At 42.4% G+C, this 11,995-nt stretch carries 12 protein-coding genes; 10 read left to right on the plus strand and 2 right to left on the minus strand.

Annotation, left to right across the window (positions count from 1 at the left end; all coding sequences use genetic code 11):
• Positions 1–88: 88 nt before the first annotated feature.
• From PASHI_RS12250 to PASHI_RS22240, 3 genes are read left to right on the plus strand one after another with little or no spacing between them, the layout of a single operon-like run.
• Positions 89–1,522 (plus strand): coniferyl aldehyde dehydrogenase, encoded by a 1,434-nt coding sequence (locus tag PASHI_RS12250; RefSeq protein WP_082710921.1) that lies wholly within the window; start codon positions 89–91, stop codon positions 1,520–1,522.
• A gap of 25 nt (positions 1,523–1,547) precedes the next feature.
• Entirely contained in the window at positions 1,548–2,633 is a 1,086-nt protein-coding gene (locus tag PASHI_RS22235; protein WP_244269394.1) for a GMC family oxidoreductase N-terminal domain-containing protein, read from the plus strand.
• Positions 2,627–3,286, plus strand: a complete 660-nt coding sequence (locus PASHI_RS22240; RefSeq protein WP_244269395.1) for a GMC family oxidoreductase — start codon at positions 2,627–2,629, stop codon at positions 3,284–3,286. Before PASHI_RS22235 ends, PASHI_RS22240 begins: the two co-directional genes overlap by 7 nt.
• A 27-nt stretch (positions 3,287–3,313) precedes the next feature.
• On the opposite strand, the gene PASHI_RS12260 is transcribed toward PASHI_RS22240, so the two are convergent.
• Complete coding sequence (locus PASHI_RS12260; protein ID WP_054562552.1) at positions 3,314–3,742, minus strand: organic hydroperoxide resistance protein; 429 nt, start codon at positions 3,740–3,742, stop codon at positions 3,314–3,316.
• 123 nt (positions 3,743–3,865) lie between these two features.
• Here PASHI_RS12260 and PASHI_RS12265 point away from each other — a divergent pair, with 123 nt between their 5' ends.
• The 6 genes from PASHI_RS12265 (at position 3,866) to PASHI_RS12290 (ending at position 10,285) form a co-directional block, all read left to right on the plus strand.
• The gene (locus tag PASHI_RS12265; protein ID WP_055197371.1) at positions 3,866–4,297 is read left to right on the plus strand and encodes a MarR family winged helix-turn-helix transcriptional regulator; all 432 of its coding nucleotides are present in this window, start codon (positions 3,866–3,868) and stop codon (positions 4,295–4,297) included.
• 93 nt (positions 4,298–4,390) lie between these two features.
• A complete protein-coding gene (locus PASHI_RS12270; protein WP_062565819.1) occupies positions 4,391–5,404 on the plus strand; it encodes a zinc-binding alcohol dehydrogenase family protein in 1,014 nt (337 codons plus the stop codon).
• Between the two features lie 958 nt (positions 5,405–6,362).
• A complete protein-coding gene (locus tag PASHI_RS12275) occupies positions 6,363–6,593 on the plus strand; it encodes a helix-turn-helix domain-containing protein (RefSeq protein ID WP_054562555.1) in 231 nt (76 codons plus the stop codon).
• Between the two features lie 48 nt (positions 6,594–6,641).
• A complete protein-coding gene (gene astB / locus PASHI_RS12280) occupies positions 6,642–7,985 on the plus strand; it encodes an N-succinylarginine dihydrolase (protein ID WP_062565820.1) in 1,344 nt (447 codons plus the stop codon).
• A gap of 3 nt (positions 7,986–7,988) precedes the next feature.
• Positions 7,989–8,498, plus strand: a complete 510-nt coding sequence (locus PASHI_RS12285) for a GNAT family N-acetyltransferase (protein WP_062565821.1) — start codon at positions 7,989–7,991, stop codon at positions 8,496–8,498.
• Between the two features lie 98 nt (positions 8,499–8,596).
• Positions 8,597–10,285 carry a methyl-accepting chemotaxis protein gene (locus PASHI_RS12290; protein ID WP_062565822.1) on the plus strand — a complete coding sequence of 563 codons (1,689 nt, stop codon included), beginning with the start codon at positions 8,597–8,599 and terminating at the stop codon, positions 10,283–10,285.
• 36 nt (positions 10,286–10,321) lie between these two features.
• Here PASHI_RS12290 and PASHI_RS12295 read toward each other — a convergent pair whose 3' ends face one another.
• Positions 10,322–10,762 (minus strand): hypothetical protein, encoded by a 441-nt coding sequence (locus PASHI_RS12295; RefSeq protein WP_062565823.1) that lies wholly within the window; start codon positions 10,760–10,762, stop codon positions 10,322–10,324.
• A gap of 226 nt (positions 10,763–10,988) precedes the next feature.
• Here PASHI_RS12295 and PASHI_RS12300 point away from each other — a divergent pair, with 226 nt between their 5' ends.
• Positions 10,989–11,987 (plus strand): DUF4382 domain-containing protein, encoded by a 999-nt coding sequence (locus PASHI_RS12300; protein ID WP_062565824.1) that lies wholly within the window; start codon positions 10,989–10,991, stop codon positions 11,985–11,987.
• The last annotated feature ends 8 nt before the right edge of the window (positions 11,988–11,995 follow it).

The following is an 11,995-nucleotide window of genomic DNA, read 5'->3' on the forward strand; positions in this document are numbered from 1 at the left end:
AAAGAGTCATTTCAGTGTCCTAAAAAGTCAAATCAACTGCAAGCGATTTATTTATGCTAGAACAAACTCTGACAAACAGAACTTACAGATGAACATTGCCACAAAACCAGTAAGCATCGATAGCATTTTAATGGCCGACTTAGTTGCGCAGCGCAGCCATGCCAAAGCAGCAGGTATTGAAAACTACCAGCAAAGACGTGAACACTTACTTGCGTTAAAAGCCATGATTACTGAGAACCAAGCACGTATTATCGAGGCCATTAATCAAGACTATGGTAATCGCTCTCGCCATGAAACCTTACTTGCCGAAATCATTAATGCCTGTGCAGATATCAATAGCACTTTAAAGCACCTTAAAAAGTGGATGAAAGTGCAAAAGCGACATGTTGATCACCGTATGTATTTAGGGGCAAAGAACCGAGTTATTCCCCAGCCGCTTGGTGTTGTAGGGTTAATTGTGCCATGGAATTTCCCGATAAATTTAGCCTTTAGTCAATTAGCCGCAGCATTTGCAGCAGGTAACAAGGCGATGGTTAAAATGTCTGAAAACTCTCGGCATTTAAGCGCGCTTTTAGGCGAGCTAGTGGGCAATTATTTTAAGCCCGAAAAGCTGCAATTTTACTGTGAGACTGGTGAAGTAGGCATAGCCTTTTCAAAGCTTCCCTTTGATCATTTAATGTTCACAGGCTCAGGTGAAACCGGCAAAAAAGTGATGGCTGCAGCGGCGCAAAACCTAACGCCTGTAACCCTTGAGTTAGGAGGTAAATCTCCTGCTGTGATTGCTACTGATTACCCGATGCAAAAAGCTGTTGAGCGCATCATGTATGTAAAGCAAATGAACGCTGGGCAAATTTGTACCAATGTTGATTACGTATTTGTGCATCAGTCTCAACTTGCGCTATTTATCGATACAGCAACTCGCTGGGCGAAGAAACATGTGCCAGATATCAATAGCCAAGATTACACAGCCATTATTGATGACCGCGCATTTAAACGCCTTACAAACTGTATTGAAGAAGCCAAACAACTTGGCGCTGACGTCATCACTCTCAGCGACCAAGTGGCAGATGCCAACACGCGAAAACTGCCTCTGACATTAATTTTAAACAGCAATGACAGTATGAGCATTGATACCCGCGAGACTTTTGGACCTATTTTAATGGTAAAAACCTATCAAGACTCGCAGCAGGTCGTTGATTATATTGCAGAGCGAGATAGACCTTTAGCGTTTTACCCGTTTAGCTACAACAAACAGCTTATTAACTTTTATATTGAGCAGGTGATGTCGGGGGGTGTAAGCGTTAACGATGCCCTGTTTCATGTCGGTCAGCACGACTTACCTTTTGGTGGCGTAGGTGCCAGTGGTATGGGGCATTACCATGGCTATGAAGGCTTTTTAACCTTTTCAAAATTACGTCCGGTGTTTTATCAAGCCAAGTTTTCGAGCGTGAAATTTTTAATGCCGCCTTACGGCAGGTTTGCCGATAAGCTTTTAGCCTTTTTAAGTAAATTAAATTCATAATAATAAACACCAACAGGTGATAATAATGCAGCAACACACATTTGATTTTGACCAAATTATTATAGGCTCTGGATTTGGCGGCTCTGTGAGTGCGCTTCGCCTAAGCGAAAAAGGCAACCGAGTTTTAGTACTCGAAAAAGGCCTACGCCGCGACGATAAAGAGTTTCCAAAAACCAACCTAGATATCAAAAACTATATGTGGCAGCCAGAAATTGGCCTAAAAGGCTGCATTCAATTTTCGTTTACCAGCAAAGTCACTGTGCTGCATGGTGTGGGTGTGGGTGTGGGTGGTGGTTCACAAATTTATGCCAATGTGCACCTTATTCCTGATGATGAGGTCTTTCAATCTCCAGCCTGGACACGAATAAAATCAGACTGGAAAGAAAGCCTAATGCCCTACTATGGCCTTGCACAGCGCATGTTAGGCAGTGCCAAAAATACCTATACCAATGTTGCCGATCACACATTAAAAGAGATTGCAGAGCAGATGGGTCAAGGTGACTCGTTCAAAACCGTGAATACCGGGGTGCTTTTTGCAAAACCCGGCGAAGCCTATAACAAAGAGCTACCCGACCCATACTTTAATGGCGATGGTCCAAGGCGAAATACCTGCCATTACTGTGGTAGCTGCATGATTGGTTGTCGCCATAATGCCAAAAACACCTTGATGAAAAACTATTTGTACTTTGCCGAACGCAATGGCGTAGAGATAAGACCCAGCTCTGAAGTAATCAAAATCACCCCGCTCAATGCGGATGGCAGCGCCGGATACAAAATTAAGATTAAAGATACCAGTCATCGCAACAGCCATATTTATACGCTAACAACACGTGGCGTTGTGCTAAGCGCAGGGGTCATGGGCACCGTGCCTTTGCTTTTAAAAATGCGCGATAAAGACAAAACATTGCCCAATATTTCAGCTTGGCTTGGTCAGCAAATTCGCACTAATTCAGAAACCCTCACCACCCGAACAACACTACTAAAAAAGTTGATGATGGCGTTGCGATCAGCTCATTTATTTCGGTCGACAAAGACACCAATATTGAAATTTGCCGGTTTAGAGAAGGCGCCGATGGCACATGGCTTTATTTACCTTACGTTCCTATGGTGACTGGAAAAGGCCTCAAGCGTATTGTTAAGTTCTTAGTGAATACACTGCGCCATCCAATAAAAACAGCTAAAGTATTGCGGCCAAAAGGTAAAGCCCGCAGCTCGATTCTATTTTTGGTGATGCAAAAATCCGAGGCGTTTATTCACCTAGAATGGCGACGTAAATGGTATCGCTTATTTAAAAACGGCATTACTGCGGTGCAAAAAGACAATGACACGCCGCTTAGCGTTAGTTTTCCAAAAGCAGAAGAAGCAACCAAACTCTACGCCGAAAAACTCGGTGGCGTGCCGGGGTCTGCCTTATCTGAAGTGCTATTTGGAGCACCGATGACGGCGCATATAATGAGTGGAGTCGCCATGGGAACTGATGCCTCTAACGGCGTAGTTGATAGCTCCGGAGAAGTGTTCGGCTATCAAAACCTACGAGTTATTGACGGCTCAATCATACCGGGTAATTTAGGGGTAAACCCATCATTAACCATTACCGCATTGTCGGAATATGCAATGAGCCAAGTGCCGGTATTCGATGCAGCCCGAGCAAGCAAGATAAAACCAATAGAATTTAGTGAACCACGCGAAGGCCTAGTATCTGCGCTTACGGGTTCAGGTGATTTAGCAAAATCGATTGCTGAAAAACAAAAAAGCCGTGCATAAAGCACGGCCTATTTTGATAAATAGCGATTAGATAACTGATAACTCTACAGCAATGTTACCGCGTGTAGCGTTTGAGTATGGGCATACTTCGTGCGCTTTATTAACAAGTGCAAGAGCGGTGTCTTTATCAAGATCACCTACCGATACCGCAAGCTTAACAGCAATACCAAAACCACCTTCAATAGGACCAATAGATACTTCAGAGTTAATATGAGTATCAGCTGGTAATTTAACTTTTGCTTGGCCAGCCACTAACTTTAATGCACCGATAAAACAAGCCGCGTAACCTGCAGCAAATAATTGCTCAGGGTTTGTACCTTGACCATCATCACCACCTAACCCCTTAGGAGTTGATAGTGCCACATCTAAACGACCATCATCTGATTTTGCTGTGCCTTCACGGCCACCTGTTGCTGTTGCTTTTGCTGTGTATGCGACGCTTTGTAGTTCTTTCATGATTACTCTCCTAATTGAGTGAAAATATATTTTGCATGCAAAATATATTAGATCAGCTTTTTCGTGATTGCAAATACTTTGCATGCAAATTAAAATACTCGTATTGAATTTTGAGGATCGAGTATGAAATACCCACAACTAAAATTAGATAACCAGCTATGCCATCGCTTATATATGGCATCGAATGGGATTGCCCGTGCGTATCGAGATTCTCTCAATCAATTAGATTTAACCTACCCGCAATACGTAGTGATGATGGCGCTGTGGGAAAAAGATCAGATCAGCATTGCTGAATTACTTGAAAAAACTGCCATTGATGGGGGTGCGATGACGCAAATTTTGAAAAAAATGAGCGATAAAGCATTGTTGTCGATCACCAAAGATAGCCAAGATAAACGCAAACGACTCGTGCAGCTCGAAGCCAAAGGCAAGGCGATGCAAGATCAAGCTGCCGATATACCGTCGCAAATTCGTTGTCGCTTCCCAAGCATTAACGAACAACAAGCACTGCAACTGATTGAATTACTCGATTTAGTAAATAGTGACCTCAATTAACAAAAATTATTTGAAAGTGAATTTGGATTACACCGCTTTTTAATAAAACAAGATGCGCTATAGTGTTCAAAACTCATCAATACGGACACCATCATGAAAGCATTTGGATACACAACAGCAACCCCAACGTTATCGGACTCATCACTACAAGCGATTGAATTACCTGATCCCGTTGCCACAGGTCACGACATTCTTGTAGCCGTAGAAGCAATTTCAGTAAACCCTGTTGATACTAAAATTCGCGCTAATTTGTCACCAGACACTGGCTACAAAGTTATTGGCTGGGATGCAGTGGGAACCGTTAAAGCTGTTGGCGACAAGGTTTCGTTATTTAATATCGGTGATCGTGTGTTTTATGCTGGCGACTTAACGCGCCAAGGTAGTAATGCTGAGCTGCAACTTGTTGATGAGCGCATTGTTGGTCTTGCACCAACAAGCCTTAGTAATAGTGAAGCAGCCGCCCTGCCCTTAACCAGTATTACTGCGTGGGAGTTATTGTTTGACCGTTTACAAATTGAAAAATCTAAGAACAATAAGCCAGCCTCTGTATTAGTGATAGGTGCCGCAGGTGGTGTAGGCTCAATTTTAGTGCAGCTTGCCAAACAGCTTACCAATTTAACCGTAGTTGGTACCGCCGCACGAGAAGAAAGCGCCAACTGGCTTAAAGATTTAGGTGTTGATCATGTGCTTGATCATAGCAAAAACCTTAACGAGCAACGTCTTGCGGCCGACCTGAGTGAATTTGATTACGTAGTGAGCTTAACGCACACCGACCAACATCTAGATAGCATTATGGAAGTGATCAAGCCACAAGGTAAATTGGCACTGATCGACGACCCTGCAAGCTTTGATATTTTAAAGTTAAAGCGTAAAAGTATTTCGTTGCATTGGGAGTTTATGTATACCCGCTCAATGTTCCAAACCGATGATATGATTGCCCAGCATCAGCTTCTTTCTGAGCTCTCGACCTTAGTTGATAGCGGCACAATCAAAACAACATTGGGTGAGCATTTAGGTAAGATAAACGTAGCAAATCTTATTAAAGCCCATAGAATTTTAGAATCTCATAAAGCTCGCGGAAAGCTTGTGTTGGAAGGGTTTGAGTAACGAGTTGCGAGGGGAAAGTTAGCGAGATTAAAGCTACGAGAGGAAAGTTAGCGAGAGTAAAGTTTCGAGAAGCGAGGTGCGAGCATGTAGCAGCGATTTTACATAGCGTTTTATTCTCGTATCGCCCCTACCTCACCAATATCGCGGCATAAAGCCTCTGCTACCTGTAGGCGTCACGCTTGCTTGGCGCGCGAAACAAGTTTCACGCCTACGTCCAAGGTTTTACTTTTGTGTAGTGGTTAATTATTCATGACTAAAGTCATTCCTACGAGAAATAGATACGAGCTTGTAGCAGCGATTTTACATCGCGTTTCATTCTCGAATCGCTCCTACCTCACCAATAACGCGGCATAAAGCCGCTGCTACCCGTAGGCGTCACGCTTGCTTGGCGCGCGAAACAAAAATTAAGATTCAAGTTACGAGATACGAGGTGCGAGATACGAGGTGCGAGATACGAGAAGCGAAGTGCCAGCTTGTAGCAACGATTTCACATCGCGTTTTATTCTCGTATCCTCCTACCTCAACCATGTTGCGGCATAAAGCCGGTACTACCTGTAGGCGTCACGCTTGCTTGGCGCGCGAAACAAAAAATTAAGATTCAAGTTACGAGATACGAGGTGCGAGCATGTAGCAGCGATTTCACATCGCTTATTTTCTCACTCAACAATAATAACACGCATCATTAAAGTGCATTACAACACTTGCCTTTCACTATTTTAGTGCCTGATATCAGGGACGCCCTTACCGCCTAACATTAACCAATTGATTTTTAATGCATTTAAATTTAATAAAGGTTTGGCACAGATCTTCCAATAGTGAGTATGAACTGGCACTAACAAGGAGACTAACGTGACTAACTTCTTTCACACTCTTTATCTACTTTGGCGATTAGACATCAGCACATGGCATATGCATGAAGCAAACGATCCGCATAATGTCGCTGATTTGGAGCGTCGCTATGTTAAATAATGACCCCGCATTTATTGAAGCGCTTAAAAAAATTTCGGTTCATCAACTGACAATCACTGAAGCGTCTGAGCAGTACGACATTCCTAAGCGTGTGTTATACAAAGCCGCACGACAGCAACAAGTTAAACAGAACAAACAAAAAGCGTATTTAATTGCCACTCAGAAGCGCCTTCAACAAAGTCTACGTAATGTAGAAATGGAGTTAGCTAGCTTCAGCTAAATAACTTCTGTATGGTTAAAATACATGCACAATAATGATGGATTAAGTATGCACGCAGTAGAAGTAAACTTTGATGGCTTAGTGGGGCCTACTCACAATTACGCGGGATTATCGTATGGCAATGTCGCTTCACTAAGTCACGCCTCTTCGCATTCGAACCCCAAAGAGGCCGTGCTACAAGGCCTTGAAAAAATGAAGGCAATGCACGAGTTAGGGCTAGAACAAGGTATTTTTGCACCCCATGCTCGCCCCGACATTAATGTGTTAAAGCGTTTAGGCTTTACAGGCAGCGATAGTCAAATTATTGAAAAAGCATTTAAAGCCGACCCTGTTTTACTGCGAGCTTGTTACAGTGCATCGGCCATGTGGACAGCCAATGCTGGCACTATTTCGCCTTCAGTCGATACGCTTGATGGCAAAGTGCACTTTACGGCTGCTAACTTAAATAACAAATTTCACCGCTCGCTAGAGCCCGTTACAACTACGGCTTTATTAAAAGCCATGTTTAACGATGAGCGTTACTTTAGCCATCATGCGCACTTGCCTGATCAAGGTTTTTTTGGTGATGAAGGCGCCGCAAATCATAATCGATTATGCGATAGTCATGCAGATTCAGGGCTTGAGATCTTTGTTTATGGTGCAAGTAGTTTTAATAGCGCCTTGCCAAAGCCCGTTAAATTTCCTGCAAGACAATCTCTTGAAGCTTCGCAAGCAATTGCCCGTTTACATCAGCTAAAGCCAGAAAATCAGTTATTTATTCAGCAAAACCCTGATGTGATAGACCAAGGTGTCTTTCATAACGATGTAATCGCAGTGGCCAATGGCAATGTACTTCTATGCCACGAACAAGCGTTTTTGCATCAAGCTGATACGTTAAAACAAATTAAACAAGCTTATATTGGCAACAAGCCACTCCATATTATTGAAGTGCCAACAAATAAAGTGAGCATTACAGATGCTGTAGGCAGCTATTTATTTAATAGCCAATTAATTACCTTAAGTGATGACAGCATGATGCTGGTTACACCTAAAGAATGTCAGCGTAATCAAGCTGTTCACGATTACATTCAAGAAATGATTTTGGCTGACAACCCAGTTCAGCAAGTGCGCTTTTTTGACTTGCGCCAAAGCATGCAAAATGGCGGTGGCCCTGCTTGTTTACGCTTGCGTGTTGCGCTCAATACTGACGAACTCGCAGCGGTCAATCCGGGTGTGCGATTCAGCGAAGAAAAATATAACCAATTAGTGAGCTGGGCTAATAAGCATTACCGTGACTCGTTAAGTAGCGACGACTTTGCCGATCCAATGCTTTTAACCGAAAGCTACCAGGCACTTGATGAGTTAACTAGCTTACTTAACTTAGGCTCTGTGTATCCATTTCAACAAGAATAAATAATGAAAATTAAAGCAGTACACTCTATTAAAGGGGTGTCTAAATCACTCAATAGTTTACTGATTGATAGCGTTGCCAGTGGCGCATCAATCGGCTTTATAGCTCCGCTATCATTACAGTCAGCACATGACTACTGGCAAGGGGTCGATGGCGATTTAGCAACGCCTTACCGTAGGCTTTACCTTGCCCTTGATGGTGATACGGTGATTGGCTCAGTGCAGCTTTCTTTGTGCGCTAAAGCCAATGGCGCTCACCGCGGCGAGGTAGAAAAGCTCATGGTACACAGCGAATATCAAGGCAAAGGAATTGCAAAACAATTGATGAATAGCCTAGAAACCGACGCCCGTATCTTAGGAATTCAATTACTCGTACTTGATACCCGCCAAGGTGACACTGCTTCATATTTGTATCGAAAACTCGATTACATTGAAGCTGGCACGATTCCTGGTTTTGCGAAAAGTTCCTCCGGTGAATTTGACGCAACGGTGTATTTTTATAAGCAGGTCGCCTAGATCTGCTTTTATAGCCAATTGATATAATCATAAAGTCGACTAATAAAAATCTTTAAACGTACTAAACTAGTACTGCGGATTTTTATTAGGAGCGATAAATGGCGCTATCAATACAGCAACGGGTACTCTTTCTAGCCCTACTTCCCCCCCTACTCATTGCAATTATGCTGACACTCTACAACTATGTGCAGTCAAAACACAGTGGTGCACAAACCGTTGAAAGTTTTGCTACACAAATGGAAAACGACCGAAAGGCCGAGGTCAGTAACTATCAAAAAATTGCCATGAGTTCGATTGCTCATCTCATCGCACAAGATGATGGCTCTAATACTGAACAGCTGCAAAACCAAGCAAAAAGTATTTTGCGAAATTTGCGTTTTGATGATGCTGGCGATACAGGTTATGTGTTTGTTTATGATGTAAAAGGGATCAATATTGCCCATGGCGTTAACGCCTCACTTGAGGGTAAAAACCTTTATGATTTTAAAGATCCTAATGGGGTTTATCTGATACGAGAGCTGATTGATGCTGCGAAGAAAGGCGGTGGTTATGTGCAGTATTCTTGGAAAAATACCAACGGCAGTGTAAACCCTAAACTCGGCTATGCCGCTTTGGTACCAAAATGGAATTGGGTGCTCGGAACCGGCTTTTGGATCAGTGGCCTTGAGCAACAAGTTGCAGTAACAGAACAACGGGTTAATGAAGGTATCGATAATGCCTTTATAAACACAGTTATCGCTTCAATATTCGCAGTTGCAATTACCGCAGCGATTGCAGTGGTGGTATCGCGCAGTATTACTAGCCCACTGCACACAACCGTACTCGCAATGAACGATATATCACAAGGTGATGGCGATTTAACCCAGCGTTTAATGGTGAAACGAGACGATGAGCTTGGCAAGCTTGGCAGCTCGTTTAACCGCTTTGCTGATGACGTTGGTAAAATGGTTATTGATATACGCCAATCATCGCAATCGATGAATCAAGCGTCACACAAACTCAACGAGCTACTTGCTAACATGCACGCAGGTATTAATCGCCAACATGAAGAAAGTGAGCAAGTTGCAACCGCAATAAACGAAATGTCGGCGGCGTCAATGGAAGTTGCCCGCAGCGCCCAAGAGGCCTCAACCGCTGCTGAACATGCCGATCATTTAGTAAAACAAGCTAACAATCAATTACTGATTGCTATAAAGGTGATTAATGGCCTTGCCAAACAAGTTGATGAAGGGGCTAATGCGGTGGATCAGCTTAATCAACAATCGAGTCAAATTGGTAGTGTGCTTGATGTGATCAGAAACATTGCCGAGCAAACTAATCTACTGGCACTGAACGCGGCTATTGAATCTGCCCGAGCAGGTGAAGCGGGTCGTGGTTTTGCAGTGGTGGCTGATGAAGTGCGAACTCTAGCAAAACGCACGCAAGATAGTACTCATGAAATAGAGGCAATGATTGAGCAAGTACAGCAAGGAACAACAACTGTAAATAGCATTATGCAGTCAATCAAATCTGGCAGTGCAACCAGTGTTAATGAGGCAGGCGAAGTCGAAAAAGCGCTTAATGAAGTACTGCTTTCGGTTAACACCATCACATCACAAAATGCACAAATTGCCACAGCCGCTGAAGAGCAAACGTCAGTGTCTGAAGCGATTAATCAAAACATGACGACCATTGTCGATATTGCTAACAAAACCGCTAATGATACCGATGTAGCAACGTCATACATGCATGAACTAACAGACACGGCAACGCAGTTAGAACAAAATGTAAGCCGTTATAAAACCTAATAACTGATTGATGGTTAGGCAGGCATTGCAGCCTGCTTAACAAAAATCATTGGTCTTTTGTAAGTTCTTTAACCAATCGAACAAATCATTATCGTAGCGCTTTAGACGCTGTTGATGTTTGTCATTAAGGCTATAAAAAGGCGCAATACAAATATACTTTTCGCCCATAATAAGTACTAAGCGCAAACCAAAAAATGAGTAATGGTGAATAAACTGCACTTGTCTTGCATGCATATGACGGCATTGTCCAAATAAATTACGGTAATGCACACCATGGCGACACACCGTTAAATTACGCTTTGAATTAAACACCAACAGCGCTAATAGTAATGAAACAGTGCACAGTAAAAAACTAAAAAGTAAGCTGCTCACTTCTGATGAGCTATAAATGAATCCCACAAATAAGATTACGTTAAATGCAGCTAGCAGTGCCCATCCCCTAAACTCATAGCGCTTTTCTAAATCAATGACCTTCATTTTTGTTCCTAGATTTTTATTTTTTGCGATGGTGTCAGCAAAATGTGGAAGAAAAATGGATTTACCTAAAAGCACGCTAAATTAGCATTTATTTTATTCTCACTTTCAGCTTGTTACATAAAAGGTACAAAGGTGTTGATCGAAACTTATCATTAGCAATTCAAGTTACATTAAGTTTTAGTTATTACACTATTAGTAAATTTTTAGAACACAAAGGGAAGAAATGATGAACTTTAAAACTACATTACTTAGCAGCGCCGTTTTATTTGCACTTGTTGGTTGTGGCTCAGATGACGACAAGAACGATTCGGTTGATCCTCAGCCGCAAACTGCACAGTTCACGTTAGGTGTGTCTGATGCACCTGTAACAGGTTTAAAAGCTGTAAATGTTGTGTTTGATTCAATCACATTGAAAACCCAAGGTGGTGAAGAGTTCACTTTTGAGACCCGTGAAGATGATGATGAAACCATGCCTGAAATGGTTAATTTATTAGACTACACAGGTGATGATGTATTTTCTTTATTAGAAGATGAAGAAGTAGCTGCGGGTGAATATCAATGGATCCGTGCAGATGTCATCAATGGTGACACAAACGATTTAACCATGACTTCGCATGTTGTTTACGAAGATGACAGCATTGCACCACTGGTTGTTAAACGTAAAGGCAACGATGGTATCGGTGAAATTCAACTTGATGGTTTTACCCTAAACCAAGCTGGTAACGAGTTTGTTATTGAATTTGACCTTAAAAAGTCACTAGTTGATCCACAAAATAGTGATGAGATCTTCTTAAAACCACGCGGTGTTCGCTTAGAAAACCTTGCTGAATCTGAAGATATCGAAGGCACTGTAAGCGATGTACTTATCGCTAACTGTGAAACTGATAATATCGATATCGCACTGGAAGATGGCTCATTCGGTCATGCTGTTTACTTATATAGCAGCGATGTTGAAATGCCAATGGACAACTATGAAGTTAACGAAGATGAAACACCATTAGATGCACCTCTTGCAACGGCGGATGTTGTTTTCGATAGCGAAGATAACCAATACGAATTTGAACTTGCGTTCATTCAACCTGGTGATTATCAACTTGCTTATACCTGTGCAGCACATATCGATGACGTTGAAACGCAAGACGAAGCATTTACGCTTTATCAAGTAAAACCAATTACAGTAACATCGGGTGAAGACTTAGACGTGTCTTTCACTGTTTCTGAATAATATTGGCA

Source organism: Pseudoalteromonas shioyasakiensis, assembly GCF_001550135.1.
GTDB classification, from domain to species: Bacteria; Pseudomonadota; Gammaproteobacteria; order Enterobacterales; family Alteromonadaceae; genus Pseudoalteromonas; species Pseudoalteromonas shioyasakiensis.